We start from the raw sequence: 16508 nt of genomic DNA, 5'->3' as shown, positions 1-16508 counted from the left end.
TGCAACGGCATTGCCACGCCGGCCCGGTACAATACGGTTCCTCACGCGCACGACGCCGCGCTGCGCGGCGCGGCGCCAGGCCCTGCGCCGTGCCGTTCCGCGCGCGGGCCGCTTGAACTCCAGGCCGGAACCCCAAGCCCTTCATCCCGCCACGCGCGCCGTGTCGCGCGCGGCGGTACCGCGCCGGCCCGCCCCCGTTTCCGCTTCGACCATGATCCGCTTCCAACAAGTTTCCCTCGCGCGCGGCGTCAAGCCGCTGCTCGACAAAGCCGACCTGCTGCTCAACCCCGGCGACAAGATCGGCCTCATCGGCGCCAACGGCGCCGGCAAGTCCAGCCTGTTCGCGCTGCTGCGCGGCGTGCTGCACGCCGACCAGGGCGACCTGGACTACCCGGCCACCTGGCGCATGGCGCACGTGGCCCAGGAAACGCCGGCGCTGGACCGCCCGGCCATCGAATACGCCATCGACGGCGACGCCACGCTGCGCCAGCTGGAGGCCGAGCTGGCCGCGCTGGAAGCCGAACCGGAAAGCGCCGAGAACGGCCTGCGCATGGCCGAGATCTACGCCGCGCTGGCCGACGCCGACGCCTACACCGCGCACTCGCGCGCCGAGCAGCTGCTGACCGGCCTGGGCTTCACGCAGGAACAGATGCGGCTGCCGCTGACCAGCTTCTCGGGCGGCTGGCGCATGCGCCTGAACCTGGCGCAGGCGCTGATGTGCCCGTCCGACCTGCTGCTGCTGGACGAGCCCACCAACCACCTGGACCTGGACGCCATCATCTGGCTGGAGGACTGGCTCAAGCGCTATCCGGGCACGCTGCTCATCATCTCGCACGACCGCGACTTCCTGGACGAAGTGGTCAACGTCGTGGTGCACATCGACGAGCGCAAGCTGCGGCGCTATTCCGGCAATTACTCGTCGTTCGAGCGCCAGCGCGCGGCGCAGCTGGTGCTGGCCCAGGGCATGATGGAAAAGCAGATGCGCCAGCGCGCGCACCTGCAGTCCTTCATCGACCGCTTCAAGGCCCAGGCCAGCAAGGCGCGCCAGGCGCAGAGCCGCATCAAGGCGCTGGCGCGGATGGAGGAAGTGGCGCCGCTGCGCGCCGCCGCCGAGTTCTCCTTCGAGTTCCGCGAGCCGCTGCGCGCGCCCAACCCGCTGCTGACCATGGACGCGGTGTCGGCCGGCTACCGCAACATCGACGAAGATACGCAGACCGTGTCCGAGAAGATCATCGTGTCCGGCATCAATTTCTCGCTGCAGGCCGGACAGCGCATCGGCCTGTTGGGCATCAACGGCGCCGGCAAGTCGACCTTCATCAAGACCATCGCCGGCGAGCTGCAATCGCTGGCGGGCGACACTCAGTTCAACAAGGGCCTGTCCATCGGCTACTTCGCCCAGCACCAGGTCGAGATGCTGCGCCACGACGAATCGCCGCTGTGGCACATGACCAAGCTCGCGCCCAATGTGCGCGAGCAGGAGCTGCGCAACTTCCTGGGCAGTTTCAATTTCAACGGCGCCATGGCCACCAGCCCGATCACGCCGTTCTCCGGCGGCGAGAAGGCGCGGCTGGCGCTGGCGCTGATCGTCTGGCAGCGCCCCAACCTGCTGCTGCTGGACGAACCCACCAACCACCTGGACCTGGAAACGCGCGAAGCGCTGACCAGCGCGCTGGCGCAGTTCGAGGGCACGCTGGTGCTGGTCTCGCACGACCGCCACCTGCTGCGCGCCAGCACCGACCAGTTCATCATCGTGGCCGACGGTCAGGTGCGTCCTTTCGACGGCGACCTGGACGACTACAAGGCCTGGCTGTACCAGACCAAGCTGTCCGCCAAGGCGGCCTGAAGCCACACGCCGCCCGGCCTGGCGCGGATCTCGCGCGGGTCTCGCGCGGGTCTGATTCGAGTTTGATTCGAGTCTGGCTCGGGGTCTGACGACATACGCCGCGCCGGGCCGATCAGGTTACAATCGCGCCCATTGCGCGCCCCCGCCCGCGCGCCCCTTCCATCGCGTCCCGCTCCTTGCGGGACGCTGCTATTTCCCCCGCAGATGCCCATCAAAGACCAGCTATTTCTCGCCAGCCAGTACCTCGCGCCCCACCATCTGGTGTCGCGCCTGTTCGGATACGCGTCCGACTGCCGGGAACCCGCGGTCAAGAACTGGATGATCTCGCGCTTCGTGCAGCGCTACGGCGTCGACATGAGCGAGGCCGAGCAGGAAGACGCGCTGGCCTACGACTGCTTCAACGATTTCTTCACGCGCGCGCTGAAGGACGGCGCGCGGCCGCTGGACGACGAACCCGGCTCGGTGCTGTGTCCGGCCGACGGCGCGATCAGCCAGATGGGCGCCATCGAGCATGGCCGCATCTTCCAGGCCAAGGGCCACAGCTACGGACTGGCCGACCTGCTGGGCGGCGACGCCGAGCGCGCCGCGCCGTTCCAGGGCGGCGAGTTCGCCACCATCTACCTGTCGCCGCGCGACTATCACCGGGTCCACATGCCGGTGGCCGGCACGCTGCGCGAAATGGTCCACGTGCCAGGCCGGCTGTTCTCGGTCAATCCGCTGACGGCCCGCAACGTGCCGCGCCTGTTCGCGCGCAACGAGCGCGTGGTCTGCATCTTCGACACCGAGCACGGCCCCATGGCGCTGGTGCTGGTCGGCGCCATGATCGTCGCCTCCATCGAAACCGTCTGGGCCGGCCTGGTCACGCCGCACAAGCGCGGCGTCAAGGCCACGCGCTACGACGCCGACGCGCGCGCGCCCATCCACCTGGACAAGGGCGCCGAGATGGGCCGCTTCAAGCTCGGGTCCACCGCCATCGTGCTGTTCGGCCCGGACAAGATCCGCTGGTCCGACACGCCCTCGGTGCGCGGCCCGGTCCGCATGGGCGAGCTGCTGGCCCTGCCGGCCTGAGACCGCCTGCCCGCTCCGGCGGCCAACCCTGATCGGAGTCGCGCCGGCTTCCCCGGCGCGATGTTTCCTTCCGGCAAAGAAGCGCTTCGCGTTTTATTCGCTTTGTGGCGCGCGGCGGCGTTGCTAGATTATGGGGCTTTCCCCGTCGCGCACCGCCCGCCATGACCGCCACCGCCCCCGCCCGTCCCCTGCCCCGCGCCCTGGCGCGCATGCTGTCGCTGGACGACTTCGAGCAGGCCGCGCGCCGGCGCCTGCCGCGCCCCATCTTCGGCTACATCGCCGGCGCGGCCGAGGACAACCAGTCGCTGCGCGCCAACCGCGACGCGTTCGCGCGCTACGGCTTCGTGCCGCGCGTGCTGGTGAACGTATCGGCCCGCTCGCAGCAATTCGACCTGTTCGGCCGCCGCTACGACGCGCCGTTCGGCATCGCGCCCATGGGCCTGAGCGCGCTGTCGGCCTATCGCGGCGACATCGTCCAGGCCCGCGCCGCGCGTGCGTCCAACATCCCCGCCATCCTCAGCGGCACCTCGCTGATTCCGCTTGAAGACGTGATCCAGGCCGCGCCCGGCACCTGGTTCCAGGCCTATCTGCCCGGCGATCCGGCCCGCATCGACGCGCTGGTCGAGCGCGCCCGCAAGTCCGGCTACGAGACCCTGGTGCTGACCGTGGACATTCCCGTGTCCGCCAATCGCGAGAACAATGTGCGTACCGGCTTCTCCACGCCGCTCAAGCCCAGCCTGCGGCTGGCCTGGGACGGCCTGACCCGGCCGCGCTGGCTGGCCGGCACCTTCCTGCGCACGCTGCTGGCGCATGGCATGCCGCACTTCGAGAACTCCTTCGCCACGCGCGGCGCGCCCATCCTGTCGGCCTCCGTGCTGCGCGATTTCTCGGCCCGTGACCACCTGAGCTGGGAGCACGTGGCCCGCATCCGCCGGCAATGGCCCGGCGCGCTGGTCATCAAGGGCATCCTGCATCCGGACGACGCGGCCCTGGCGCGCGAGCATGGCGTGGACGGCATCATCGTCTCCAACCATGGCGGCCGCCAGCTCGACGGCGCGGTGCCGCCGCTGCTGGCGCTGCCGGGCGTGCTGGACGCTGCCGGCGACATGCCGGTGATGCTGGACAGCGGCGTGCGCCGGGGCGGCGACGTGCTCAAGGCGCTGGCGCTGGGTGCGCGCTGCGTGTTCGTGGGCCGACCCTTCAATTACGCGGCCGCCATCGGCGGCGAGGCCGGCGTGGCGCACGCCATCGGCCTGCTGCGCGCCGAAGTCGACCGCAACATGGCCATGCTCGGCATCAACCGGCTCGACGAGCTGCATCCCGGCCTGCTGCGCCGCGACGAGTTGCCAGGGCGCTGACTCCGCCATGGCGGCGCGCGCGGCCGCAGGCGCCGCGCGCCTGCCGCAACCCGCTGGCGCGAGCGTCACGGCCCCCCGGGCATCTCCGGGGCATAGAATGGCAATTCCCTTGCTACGCGCCTGCCTCGCGGGCGCTCCGGTGCCGCCCCGTGTCCCTACGCCAATCCTCGTTTTTCCTGCGCTTTCTCACGCTGGGCGCGCTGGCCCATCTCTACGTCGGCGCCCGCCTCATTCCCGACGGACTGCATCACGGCCCCAGCGCGGCCGCGGCCGTGCTGGCGCTGGCGCTGTCCTGCATCCTGATCCCGCTGGGCATGCTGGCCCGGTCCTCGGCGCGGCCACCCTGGGGCGACCGGATCGCCTGGGTCGGGCTGATCACGATGGGCCTGTTCTCGTCGCTGTTCGTCTTCACCGTGCTGCGCGACGCGCTGCTGCTGATCCTGTGGCTGGCCAGCCTGGCGGGCCTGGAATTGGGCTGGACCGCGCTGCGGCAGGCCTCGGCCTGGTGGGTGGCGACGCTGGCGCTGGCCGCCACCATCGTGGGCTTCGTCAACGCGCGCCGGCGCGCCCGCGTGGTCACGGTGGACGTGCCCATCGCCGGCCTGCCGCCCGACCTGGACGGCTTCACCATCGTGCAGATCAGCGACATCCACGTCGGCCCCACCATCAAGCAGCGCTACGTGCAGGCCATCGTGGACGCGGTCAACCAGGAATCGCCGGACCTCGTCGCCATCACCGGCGACGTGGTCGACGGCAGCGTCGAACAGCTGGCCGCGCAGGCCAGCCCGCTGGGCCAGCTGCGCGCGCCTCATGGCGTGTATCTGGTGACGGGCAACCATGAATACTATTCGGGCGCCGCGCCCTGGGTCGCGGAATTCCGCCGCATGGGGCTGCGGGTGCTGATGAACGAGCACGCGCTGATCCATCCGTCCGGACTGCCGATGATCATCGCCGGCGTCACCGACTACAGCGCCGGCGCCTTCGATCCCCACCAGCGCAGCAATCCGGCGGCGGCGCTGGCCGGCGCGCCGGCCGATGCCTGGCCGCGCATCCTGCTGGCGCACCAGCCGCGCAGCGCGGCCGCCGCCGAGCCGCTGGGCTACACCCTGCAACTGTCGGGCCACACGCATGGCGGGCAGTTCTTTCCCTGGGGCTTCTTCGTGCGCCTGCAGCAGCCCTATACCGCCGGGCTGCACCGGCACGGCAGGATGTGGATCTACATCAGCCGGGGCACCGGCTACTGGGGACCGCCCAAGCGGCTGGGCGCGCCGTCCGAGATCACGCGGCTGCTCCTGCGCGCGGCGCCAGGCCCCCGCGTCTGACGGCGCACCGGCCGGGGGCCGCGCCAAGCCGGCCGACCCGGGCCGGCTCTCCACGCTCCCTGACGGGCCAGCGCTCAGGCGTCGTCCGGCAGCGGACCGCGCTCCAGATAGCTGGTCAGCGCGATGTCGCTGGTGGTGTTGGTGATGCCCTCGATCTTGTGGATGCGCGCCAGCAGCTGCTCCAGCGCCTGCGTATCGCTCACGCGCACCTTGAGCAGCATGGCGCTCTTGCCCGTGATGGTGTGGATTTCCTCGACCTCGTTCAGCTCGGCCAGGCCCAGCACCTGCTGGGTGATGGTCCAGTTGTTGGTGTCCACGTGGACGAAGGCCAGCAGCGGCCGGCCGATCTTCGCGCCGTCCAGCCTGGCGGCGATGCCCTTGATCTGGCCATCGCGCTTCAGGCGCTTGACGCGCTCGTGCACGGCCGGCGCGGACAGGTTCAGCAATTTGCCCAGTTCGGCATAGCTGGGCGTGGCGTCGGCGGCCAGCAGCGTTAATAGTTTTCGGTCGCGCTCGTCGAGATCTGACATCGGAATCGGGTTACGCCGAATGGCGTTCAAACTTTTATGGAATAAAGGATTATCGGTGTAAACCCTTATTTTATTCAAATAAAATTCGGAGAATGCAGAATCGCAACACCCGCAGCCCCGTTCCCGCCCTGATGTTCGCCGTCAGCGTCGTGGGATCCAACGGCCTGGCGCTCAGTCCCATTCTTTCCGACGTGGCCCGGTCGTTCTCGACCACCCCGCTCACCATCAGCACGGCCATTTCCGCCTATGGAGCCGCCACCGCCGCCAGCGCCTTCTTCCTGGCCGCGCGCATCGACCGCATCGGCATCCGCCGCACGCTGCTGGGCGGCATGCTGGCGCTGATCGCCGCGCTGCTGCTGTCGGCCGCCGCGCCGCACTGGCTGGCGCTGACGCTGGCCCAGGCCGTGGCCGGCACGGCCGCCGGCGTCATCCTGCCCGCCGCCTACGGCTCGGCCTCGCTGATCGCGCAGCCCGGCCAGGAGGCGCGCACGCTGGGCCGCGTCATCGCCGGCTGGTCGGTATCGCTGGTGGCCGGCGTGCCGCTGTCGGCGCTGATTTCCGACGCCATCGGCTGGCGCGCCACCTATGGCGTGCTCGCGCTGTGCGCCGCCGTCGCCCTGCTGGGCCTGCGCCGCCTGCCCGAACGCCGCGCCGCCCATCCCGCGCCGCTGCGCCTGTCGCGCCTGTTGGCGCCGCTGTCGTACCGCGACGTGCCGGCGCTGCTGCTGGGCTGCCTGGCATTCTCGTCCGCCTTCTACGGCGTCTACGCCTTCCTGGCCGACCACGTGCGGCGCCTGCTGGCGCTGTCGGCCGGACAGGTCGGTTTCATCGCCTTCGCCTACGGCGCCGGCTTCATGCTGTCGGGCCTGCTGGGCGCGCGGCTGATCGAACGCCTGGGCCCGCGCCGCGCGCTACCGCTGGCGCTGGGCGCCGCCGCTCTGGTCTACCTGGCGCTGCTGCCCGCCGCGCGGGCGCTGCCGGCCGTGCTGCTCATCGCCGCCGTCTGGGGCGCGGCCTCGCAGCTGTGCCTGAACCTGCTGGTGCTGCTGCTGTCGCGCGCCCGCCCCGAGGAACGCGGCGCGGTGCTGGGCCTGAACACCTGCGTCACCTACCTGGGCGCCAGCCTGGGCACCGCCGTCGCCGGCACGCTGTACACCCATGCTGGCTTCGCCACGCTGGCCCTGTCGGCCAGCGGCGCCGTCGCGGTCGCCGCGCTGGGATTGCACTGGCGCCTGAACGCGCGCCGCGCGGCGCGCGTTCAAGGCAGCACCGAAGCCCGCGCCAGCGCCTGATGCGCCCAGTCTCCAGGCCCCGCCGTCCAGCGGGGCTTTTTTTCGTCCCGGTCGGCTATGCTGCCGTTGCGCGCGGCTCCGTGACATCGCCGCGCCCATCACTATCAAGGAAGACAGAGTGACCGCCACCACGCCCCAAGCCGTCGACGCCCGACTGACCCGCTCCGCCATCTTCCTGGTGGCCACCCTCAACCCCGGCCCGGATGCCGAGGCCGCCGCGCGCGGCCTGTGCGCCGATATCGCCGGCCTGACCCGCAGCGTGGGCGTGCGCGCCGCCGACGACACGCTGTCCTGTGTCATGGGCATCGGCTCGCAGGCCTGGGACCGCCTGTTTGGCGCGCCGCGCCCGAAGGAACTGCATCCGTTCCGTGAGATCAACGGCGTGCATCACGCCCCCGCCACGCCCGGCGACCTGCTGTTCCACCTGCGCGCCGAGCGCATGGACCTCTGTTTCGAGCTGTCCACGCTGATCATGGCGCGGCTGGAAGGCGCAGTGACGGTGGCCGACACGGCCCAGGGCTTCAAGTATTTCGACGACCGCGACCTGCTCGGCTTCGTCGACGGCACGGAAAACCCGGTGGCCCAGGCCGCGCGCGACGCCACGCTGATCGGCGACGAGGACGAGGCGTTCAAGGGCGGCAGCTACGTCATCGTGCAGAAGTACCTGCACGACATGAAGAAGTGGGACGAAATCCCGGTCGAGCAGCAGGAAAAGATCATCGGCCGCAAGAAGCTGTCCAACGTCGAGCTGGACGATGCGGCCAAGCCCAGCTACGCGCACAACGTGCTGACCGTGATCGAGAAGGATGGCGAGGAACAGCCCATCCTGCGCGACAACATGCCCTTCGGCGACGCCGGCAAGGGTGAATTCGGCACCTACTTCATCGGCTACGCGCGCTCGCCCTCGCGCATCGAGCGCATGCTGGACAACATGTTCCTGGGCAACCCGCCGGGCAACTACGACCGTCTGCTGGACGTCAGCCGCGCCGTGACGGGTTCGCTGTATTTCGTGCCGCCGGCGGATTTCCTGGAAGACGCCGAATAAGCCGACTCGCCGCGCCTGGAGCCTGGTCCGATTCGGGCCTTGCTCCGCCGCGGCAAACCTGAGGGAAAGGCGGACATTACCTCACTTCCCATCTGAGATGCGGCTGTCGTAGGTGATGTCCATCCTCAGAGGAAAGTCGTGCTTCAACTGGCCACCCAGGGGCGGCAGCGGAAATGGATCACACTGCTGGATGCCCTTCCCGACAGCCTCGTCGAAATCAGCCACACCCGACGACTCCATCAGTTCAAGAGACTCGACACGCTGCCGCGCGTTGACCTGGAAACCGTAGCGCACCTTGACGATGGGTCCGTCCAAGACGGGCATTCCATCCTTCAGCGTCACGCACTCACGCACGTGCGTCGCATATTCCGAGCCGGATCCCGCGATGGCGCAACCCAGCATCAGCGATAGCGCCAGCGCGCCGGCGACATTGTTCCATTTCATCAGACATCCTCGCACGCAAGCGCGCATCATCTTCCGGGAATTCCGAAACGATCGGCGATTGTGACACCGCAGTATTTGGCCTTCCTGACAAACGGCTGCCTCCAGGCGCGCCATCTCGTCATCAAAACGTCAAGGGCGGCCCCAAAGGGCCGCCCTATTCTTGAACCAGTCCGCGCCAGGCGCGGGAATCAGCAGCAACCGATCCGCTTCTTGCCGCCGTAGCGGGCGTCCTGCCGTTCGCGGAAGAACGCCTCGTAGCTCATCGGCTCCTGATCCGGATGGGTGGCGCGCATGTGCTCCACATAGGTCTCGTAATCCGGCACGCCCACCATCAGCCGGAGCGTCTGCCCCAGGTAACGGCCGGCGGCGCCGGCGGCGGAAGTCATGTTGGAAAACAGCATGCGGCCTCCGTCAGGTTCAGTCCGCGCCGGCCGCCGCGGCGCTGGGCAGCGGTTCGTACGGCGTTTCGCGCGAGGTCGGGCGGTTCTCGGCGCGGGCGCGCAGCGCAGCCCGGATGCCGAAAGTCACCGTGCTGATCACCACGAACATGAAGATCGCGCACAGACCGGCGTTGATGTAGTCGTTCAGCACCACGCGCGACATCTGCTCCAGCGACTTGGCCGGGGCCAGCACCTTGCCTTCGGCGATGGCGGCGTTGTACTTGGCGGCGTGCGCCAGGAAGCTGACCTTGGGGTCGGCGGCGAAGATCTTCTGCCAGCCGGCGGTCAGCGTGCAAGCCAGCAGCCACAGCGTCGGCAGCACGGCGACCCAGGCGTAGCGCTCGCGCTTCATCTTGAACAGCACCACGGCGCCCAGCGTCAGCGCGATCGCGGCCAACATCTGGTTGGCGATGCCGAACAGCGGCCACAGCGTGTTGATGCCGCCCAGCGGATCGACCACGCCCTGGTACAGGAAGTAGCCCCAGGCCGCCACGCACAGGCCGGTGGCGATCAGGTTGGCCGGCAGCGACTCGGTGCGCTTGAGCGAGGGCGCGAAAGTGCCCATCAGGTCCTGCAGCATGAAGCGGCCGGCGCGGGTGCCCGCGTCGACGGCGGTCAGGATGAACAGCGCTTCGAACAGGATGGCGAAGTGATACCAGAACGCCATCATGGACGGGCCGCCGATGGCCTGGTGCAGGATGTGCGCCATGCCCACGGCCAGCGTCGGCGCGCCGCCGGCGCGCGAGATGATGGTGCTCTCGCCCACGTCCTTGGCGGTCTGCACCAGGTCGGCCGGCGTGATCACGAAGCCCCAGCTGGACACCACCTGGGCGACCTGGTCCGGCGTGGTGCCGATGACGGCGGCCGGGCTGTTCATGGCGTAGTAGATGCCCGGCTCGATCACGCAGGCGGCCACCAGCGCCATGATGGCGACAAAAGACTCCATCAGCATGCCGCCGTAACCGATGTAGCGGGCCTGGGTCTCGTTCTCGATCAGCTTGGGCGTGGTGCCCGAGGAGATCAGCGCGTGGAAGCCCGACACCGCGCCGCAGGCGATGGTGATGAAGAGGAACGGGAACAGGTTGCCCGACCAGACCGGGCCGGAACCGTCGACGAACTGGGTCAGCGCGGGCATCTTCAGCTCGGGCGCGACCACGACGATGCCGATGGCCAGGCCGACGATGGTGCCGATCTTCAGGAAGGTCGACAGGTAGTCGCGCGGGGCCAGCAGCAGCCACACGGGCAGCACCGAGGCGATGAAGCCGTAGACGATCAGGATCCAGGTCAGGCCCTTGCCGTCGAAGTCGAACAGCGGACCCAGCACGGGATGCGCGGCCACGTCCTGGCCGAACACGATCGCGGCCATCAGGCCGACGAAGCCGATGATGGACACTTCGCCGATCTTGCCCGGGCGGATGTAGCGCAGGTAAACGCCCATGAAGAGCGCGATGGGAATGGTGGCGGCCACCGTGAAGGTGCCCCACGGCGAATGCGTCAGCGCCTTCACCACGATCAGCGCCAGCACGGCCAGGATGATCACCATGATCATGAAGGCGCCGAACAGCGCGATCACGCCCGGGATCTTGCCCAGCTCGGACTTGACCAGATCACCCAGCGAACGGCCGTCGCGGCGCGTCGAGATGAACAGGATGGTGAAATCCTGCACGGCGCCGGCGAACACCACGCCGGCCAGGATCCACAGCATGCCGGGCAGGTAGCCCATCTGCGCGGCCAGCACGGGGCCGACCAGCGGGCCTGCGCCGGCGATGGCGGCGAAGTGGTGGCCAAACAGCACGTGCTTGTTGGTGGGCACGTAGTCCAGGCCGTCATTGTGCTTCCAGGCCGGCGTCATGCGCGTCGGATCCAGCTGGAAAACCTTCTTGGCGATGAAGCGGCTGTAGTAACGGTATGCGATCAGATAGACGCATACGGCGGCGATCACCACCCATAGCGCATTGATGGTTTCCCCTCTGGCCAACGCCACGGTGCCCAGCGCGAACGCGCCCAGTACCGCGACAGCCAGCCAGACCAGGTGTTCACCCAGTCCCTTGCTGCTGGTTTGCATAAGTGCTCCTCTAGCCTCCCGCCATGCTTTTGGCGTGAAACGCTTTTTTCGTCTCGCGGAAGGCAGACTCGTTGTTGTGGGTGGGCTTACGCACGCGTCCGCCCGGCGCCAATGTCGGCGCGGGCGTTAGTATTTCGGTTTGCCCAGGCGCCAACAAGCGCGGAACTACGCAATGCCGCTACGTAGTACTACGCAATGCGCCGCAGCATAAAATGCCGTAATCTCTGCAATTTCCGATCCAAATCCTGCAATCGTCCCCCTATCCGGGAATGACGCAACGCAACATTTCACGTTCCGCCCGCTTACCGTTCCCATGAAACTGCGCCTGAAGATCCTGCTGCTGGCCGCCGTCCCCCTGCTGGCGGCGATGGCCGCCATCACGGTCGCCGTCTACCTGCAGGGGCTCAAGCTGGCGCAGATGGAAAAGCAGGTGGTGGAAACCGCCTGGCTCGGCAGCAAGGAAAGCGAGCTGCGCCATTACGTCAGCCTGGCCTACAGCGCGGTCGCGCCGCTGCAGGAGGCCGGCGACGACCCGGCCACGCGCCAGCGGGCGCTGGACCTGCTGGCGCAGATGGAATTCGGCCGCGACGGCTATTTCTTCGTCTATGACCTGCAGGGCAGGAACCTGATGCACCCGCGCCAGCCCGAACTGGTGGGCCAGGAACTCTGGGACCTGCGCGACACCCAGGGCCAGCCCGTGATCCAGAACCTGCTGGCCGCGGCCCGGCGCGGCGGCCAGCACGGCGAAGCCGTGCACTATCTGTGGGAACGGCCGTCCACCCGCCAGAACGAGGAAAAGCTCGGCTATGTGGTGGTGCTGGAGCGCTGGGGCTGGATGCTGGGCACCGGCATCTACCTGGACGACGTCAACCAGGCCCTGCAGCGCATCGACGCGGCGGCGCAGGCCAACATCCGCGACATGTTCGCCTGGGTCGCCGGCATCGCCGCCGTCTGCATCCTGGGCGTGGCCGCCTGCGGGCTGGCGCTGAACATCAGCGACCACCGCCAGTCCGACGCCAAGCTGCGGCTGATGGCGCGGCAGCTGGTGCGGACCCAGGAAGACGAGCGCGCGCGCCTGTCGCGCGAGCTGCACGACGGCATCAGCCAGGTGCTGGTGTCGATCAAGCTGTCGCTGGAGGCGGCGCGCGAGCGGCTGCGCCAGGCGCTGGGCGCCGAGCCGCGCGCGCTGGCCCATATCGACGCCCCGCTGGGCGGCGCGCTGGACCGGCTGAACAATGCCGTGGGCGAGGTGCGCCGCATCTCGCACAACCTGCGCCCCACCCTGCTCGACGACCTGGGCCTGCCCGCCGCGCTGGAACACCTGGGCCGCGAATTCTCGCAACCCAGCCAGCACGGCGTGACGCCCCTGGCGGTGCGGCTGCACACCGACGGCCACCCGGTGAAGCTGCCCGACGCCTACGCCACCGCGCTGTTCCGCGTCACCCAGGAAGCGCTGACCAATGTGCTGCGCCACGCAGGCGCCACCCGCGCCGAGATGGTGCTGACCTACGGCGCGCGCGACCTGACCCTGAGCATCGCCGACGACGGCCACGGCTTCGACCACGCCGAAGTGCAGCAGGATCCGCGCCGGGGCATAGGCCTGCGCAACATGCGCGAGCGCATGGCGGCCCTGTCCGGCACCCTGGTGCTGCACTCCGGCGTCCAGGGCACCCTGTTGAAAGCCTGGCTGCCGCTGCCGGCCGGCGCCACCTCCTCCCCGACCCACGACGCATGACCCGCCATAACGAAACCACCCGCCTGCTGCTGATCGACGACCACCCCCTGGTGCGGGACGGGTTGCGCCTGCGCCTGGAAACCGTGCCCGGCCTGGCCGTTATCGGCGAGGCCGGCAACGCCGCCGCCGCGCTCGCCTTCCTGCGCGGCTGCCTGGCCGAGGAGCCGGACGGCGGCACCCTGCCGCACCTGGCGCTGATGGACCTGAACATGCCGGGCGTGGGCGGACTGGAGCTGGCCGCGCAGCTGCACGAACGCTATCCGCAGATCGCGGTGCTGGTGCTGTCCATGCACGACAACCCGGAATACATGCTGCAGGCGGTGCGCGCGGGCGCGCGCGGCTACCTGCTCAAGGACGAGCCGGCGCAGGAAATCATCACCGCCATCGACGCCGTCATGGCCGGCCGCAGCTATTTCAGCGCCGCCGTCGCCGTGCGGCTGTCGCAGGCCAGCGCCCCCGCCACCCTGCTGACCCAGCGCGAGCGCGACGTGCTGCGCCACATCGCCGAGGGCCATGCCAACAAGCAGATCGCGCAGGCGCTGAACCTGTCGGTGCGCACGGTGGAAACCCACCGGCTGAACATCAAGCGCAAGCTCGGCATCGACGGCCAGGCCGAGCTGATCAAGTACGCGGTCGAGAACCGGGTGCTTTGAGAACAATCGGCCCCGACGCCCGCTCGCGCTGGGGTAGACTTGCGGGCAGACAACACGATCCGGCCGCCAGGCCAGCCCAGCATTGCCAGGAGTTCCCATGTCCATGGAAAAGCACTACACCGCCATCCTCCAAGAATTGGGGGAAGACCCCGCGCGCGAGGGACTGGCCGACACGCCGGCGCGCGCCGCCAAGGCCATGCGCCACCTGTGCCGGGGCTACGGGCAGAACCTGGACGAGATCGTCAACGGCGCGCTGTTCACCTCCAACACGCGCGAGATCGTGCTGGTCAAGAACATCGAGCTGTACTCGCTCTGTGAACACCACATGCTGCCCTTCATCGGCAAGGCGCACGTCGCCTACCTGCCCAACGGCAAGGTGCTGGGCCTGTCCAAGGTCGCCCGCATCGTCGAAATGTACGCGCGCCGCCTGCAGATCCAGGAAAACCTCAGCCGCCAGATCGCCGAGGCCGTGCAGCAGGTGACCAACGCCGCCGGCGTGGCCGTGGTGCTGGAAGCCCAGCATATGTGCATGATGATGCGCGGCGTGGAAAAACAGAACTCCTCCATGGTCACGTCCGTGATGCTGGGCGAATTCCACGACAACCCTTCCACCCGCGCCGAGTTCCTGAGCCTGATCCGTTAAGGGTTCCGGCTGTCGGATGCCGGGCCGCCCGGGCCCGGCCCTCGGTCCGGCTCCAGGCGGGCTGGCCCGCGCAATCAGCCGTGGCGGCTGCGGTGCCGCGCCAGCCGCTCGATCCCCGCCCAATCCCAGTCTATGCCCAGGCCCGGCGCCTGCGACGGCACGCCGTGGCCGTCCTCGATGCGCATGCCCGATTGCGTGATCAGGTCCAGCTGCGGGATGTATTCCAGCCAGCGGCTGTTGGGCACCGCGCAGCACAGCGCCACGTGGATCTCCATCAGGAAGTGCGGGCAGACCGGCACGTTGTAGGCCTCGGCCATGTGCGCCACCTTCAGCCACGGCGTGATGCCGCCGATGCGACCCACGTCCACCTGCACCACCGAGCAGGCGTCGCTCTGCAGATAGTCCTTGAACTGCGACAGGCTGTACAGCGACTCGCCCACCGCGATCGGCACCGTGGTCGAGGCCGACAGCCGCCGGTGCGCGTGCACGTCGTCGGCGTGGATCGGCTCTTCCAGCCAGGCAATGTCCAGCGGCTCGAAGGCGCGCGCGCGGCGGATCGCCTCGGGCACAGAAAAGCCCTGGTTGGCGTCCACCATGATGTCCCAGTCGTCGCCCACGGCCTCGCGCACGGCGGCGATGCGCGCCACGTCCTCGGCCACATGGGGCCGCCCGACCTTGAGCTTGGCGCCATGAAAGCCTTCCGCCCGGGCCTGCACCGCGCCCTCGACCAGCGCCTCGGTCGGCAGGTGCAGCCAGCCGCCCTCGGTGGTGTAGAGCGGGATGCGGTCCTTGGCGCCGCCGGCCAGCCGGTGCAACGGCAGGCCGGCGCGGCGCGCGCGCAGGTCCCACAGCGCCGTGTCGATGGCGGCCAGCGCGATCGAGGTCAGCGCGCCCACCGTGGTGGCGTGCACCCGGTACAGCAGCTCGCGCCACAACCCCTCCACATCGCCGGCCTCGCGGCCCGGCAGCATCGGCGCCAGGTGCTCGTCCAGCAGGCGCGCCACGGCCGAGCCGCCGGTGCCGATGGTGTAGCTGTAGCCCACCCCGACCGCGCCATCGCTGTCGGTGATGCGCACGATGGGCGTTTCCTGCCGCTCGAAGCTCTGCACCGCGTCGGTGCGCACGACCTTGGGCAACAGGTCGACCAGGAAGATCTCCACGGATGCGATGCGTGCCATGGTCGCCTCCGGCCGCTCAGCGGCTGGCTCCCTGCACCTCGGGCGGCAGGTTCACGCCATGGAATTCCTTGTAGACGGCGTTGAGCTTGCCGTTCTGCAGGTTGTCGCGCACCCAGCCGTCCAGCCTGGCCTTCAGGGCCTGCTCGTTCTTGCGCAGGCCGATGCCCAGCATGTTCAGCCGCATGACGAACTTGGACTCCATCTGCTTGGCCGGCGCCTTGTCGTTGATGGTGCGCAGCAGCGCCGGCGCCGTGGCGAAGATGTCGGCCTGGCCGCTGACCACGGCGGTGATCGAGGTGGCGTCGTCATCGAAGCGGATGATCTGCGCGTCCTTCGGCGCGATCTTGGTCAGCTCGGCGTCGTTGGTGGTGCCGCGCGTGGCTATCACCTTCTTGTTGGCGAGGTCGGCGGCGCTGGTCAGCGTCATGGACCTGGGCGCGCCCACCACCGCCAGGATGGCGGCATAGGGCACCGAGAAGTCCACCACCTTCTGGCGTTCCGGCGTGATCGACATGCTGGAGATCACGATGTCGGCCTTGTTCGTCTGCAGGAAGGGCACGCGGTTGGCGCCTGTGGTCGGCACGATCTCCAGCTCCACGCCCAGGTCCTGCGCCAGCAGCCGCGCGGTCTCGACGTCCGAGCCGGTGGACTTGAGCGCGGCGTCCTTCATGCCGTAGGGCGGCACGCCCAGGTCGATGGCCACGCGCAGCTTCTTGGCGGCCAGGATGTCCTGCAACTGATCGGCGCTGGCGGCGGCGGCCAGGCCCAGGGACAGCGCGGCGGCGAGCGCGGCGCCGGCCAGGCGGACGGCGGACTTGCGGGTGTGGCGGTGTTGCATGGTGGTCTCCTGTTTATCGATCTGGGCATGCCGCGATAAGGGCATGCGGCGCAT

At 69.0% G+C, this 16508-nt stretch carries 15 protein-coding genes; 9 read left to right on the top strand and 6 right to left on the bottom strand.

The window, feature by feature from the left end; genetic code table 11:
* Window positions 1-211: 211 nt before the first annotated feature.
* From C2U31_RS19040 to C2U31_RS19025, 4 genes are all read left to right on the top strand, one after another.
* Complete coding sequence (locus tag C2U31_RS19040) at window positions 212-1843, top strand: ATP-binding cassette domain-containing protein (protein WP_103274203.1); 1632 nt, start codon at window positions 212-214, stop codon at window positions 1841-1843.
* Between the two features lie 204 nt (window positions 1844-2047).
* A complete protein-coding gene (asd, locus tag C2U31_RS19035) occupies window positions 2048-2911 on the top strand; it encodes an archaetidylserine decarboxylase (protein WP_103274202.1) in 864 nt (287 codons plus the stop codon).
* Window positions 2912-3120: 209 nt separating this feature from the next.
* Window positions 3121-4269, top strand: coding sequence for an alpha-hydroxy acid oxidase (locus C2U31_RS19030; protein ID WP_233772889.1), 1149 nt, complete (start codon window positions 3121-3123; stop codon window positions 4267-4269).
* Window positions 4270-4418: 149 nt separating this feature from the next.
* Entirely contained in the window at window positions 4419-5591 is a 1173-nt protein-coding gene (locus tag C2U31_RS19025; RefSeq protein ID WP_103274200.1) for a metallophosphoesterase, read from the top strand.
* A gap of 74 nt (window positions 5592-5665) precedes the next feature.
* Here the strand turns inward: C2U31_RS19025 and C2U31_RS19020 are convergent, their stop codons facing one another.
* Window positions 5666-6121 (bottom strand): Lrp/AsnC family transcriptional regulator, encoded by a 456-nt coding sequence (locus C2U31_RS19020; protein ID WP_103274199.1) that lies wholly within the window; start codon window positions 6119-6121, stop codon window positions 5666-5668.
* A 92-nt stretch (window positions 6122-6213) separates the two neighbouring features.
* On the opposite strand from C2U31_RS19020, the gene C2U31_RS19015 reads away from it, so the two are divergent.
* Together C2U31_RS19015 and C2U31_RS19010 are read left to right on the top strand one after the other, a co-directional pair.
* Complete coding sequence (locus C2U31_RS19015; RefSeq protein ID WP_233772419.1) at window positions 6214-7413, top strand: MFS transporter; 1200 nt, start codon at window positions 6214-6216, stop codon at window positions 7411-7413.
* A gap of 97 nt (window positions 7414-7510) precedes the next feature.
* A complete protein-coding gene (locus C2U31_RS19010; protein WP_369869790.1) occupies window positions 7511-8458 on the top strand; it encodes a Dyp-type peroxidase in 948 nt (315 codons plus the stop codon).
* An 81-nt stretch (window positions 8459-8539) separates the two neighbouring features.
* On the opposite strand, the gene C2U31_RS19005 is transcribed toward C2U31_RS19010, so the two are convergent.
* The 3 genes from C2U31_RS19005 to C2U31_RS18995 form a co-directional block, all read right to left on the bottom strand.
* Window positions 8540-8902 (bottom strand): energy transducer TonB, encoded by a 363-nt coding sequence (locus C2U31_RS19005; RefSeq protein WP_158658403.1) that lies wholly within the window; start codon window positions 8900-8902, stop codon window positions 8540-8542.
* A 188-nt stretch (window positions 8903-9090) separates the two neighbouring features.
* On the bottom strand, window positions 9091-9303 hold the full coding sequence (locus tag C2U31_RS19000) for a YbdD/YjiX family protein (RefSeq protein WP_103274196.1): 213 nt from the start codon (window positions 9301-9303) through the stop codon (window positions 9091-9093).
* 16 nt (window positions 9304-9319) lie between these two features.
* Entirely contained in the window at window positions 9320-11407 is a 2088-nt protein-coding gene (locus C2U31_RS18995) for a carbon starvation CstA family protein (protein WP_103274195.1), read from the bottom strand.
* Between the two features lie 313 nt (window positions 11408-11720).
* On the opposite strand from C2U31_RS18995, the gene C2U31_RS18990 reads away from it, so the two are divergent.
* The 3 genes from C2U31_RS18990 to folE all read left to right on the top strand — a co-directional run bounded on the left by C2U31_RS18990 (window position 11721) and on the right by folE (window position 14438).
* Window positions 11721-13142: a cache domain-containing protein gene (locus C2U31_RS18990; protein WP_103274194.1), complete on the top strand. Its 1422-nt coding sequence runs from the start codon at window positions 11721-11723 to the stop codon at window positions 13140-13142.
* Window positions 13139-13795 (top strand): response regulator transcription factor, encoded by a 657-nt coding sequence (locus C2U31_RS18985; protein WP_103274193.1) that lies wholly within the window; start codon window positions 13139-13141, stop codon window positions 13793-13795. The genes C2U31_RS18990 and C2U31_RS18985 overlap by 4 nt, the downstream gene beginning before the upstream one ends.
* Window positions 13796-13892: 97 nt before the next feature.
* Window positions 13893-14438 (top strand): GTP cyclohydrolase I FolE, encoded by a 546-nt coding sequence (gene folE, locus C2U31_RS18980; RefSeq protein ID WP_103274192.1) that lies wholly within the window; start codon window positions 13893-13895, stop codon window positions 14436-14438.
* 74 nt (window positions 14439-14512) lie between these two features.
* Here the strand turns inward: folE and C2U31_RS18975 are convergent, their stop codons facing one another.
* Together C2U31_RS18975 and C2U31_RS18970 are read right to left on the bottom strand one after the other, a co-directional pair.
* Window positions 14513-15616 (bottom strand): mandelate racemase/muconate lactonizing enzyme family protein, encoded by a 1104-nt coding sequence (locus C2U31_RS18975; RefSeq protein WP_103274191.1) that lies wholly within the window; start codon window positions 15614-15616, stop codon window positions 14513-14515.
* Between the two features lie 16 nt (window positions 15617-15632).
* Complete coding sequence (locus C2U31_RS18970; RefSeq protein WP_103276451.1) at window positions 15633-16454, bottom strand: transporter substrate-binding domain-containing protein; 822 nt, start codon at window positions 16452-16454, stop codon at window positions 15633-15635.
* Window positions 16455-16508: the final 54 nt, after the last annotated feature.

This window comes from Achromobacter sp. AONIH1, from assembly GCF_002902905.1.
Lineage (GTDB): Bacteria > Pseudomonadota > Gammaproteobacteria > Burkholderiales > Burkholderiaceae_B > Achromobacter.
The sequence above is the reverse complement of the archived record's forward strand: the minus strand, read 5'-3'. Positions and strand labels throughout refer to the sequence as shown.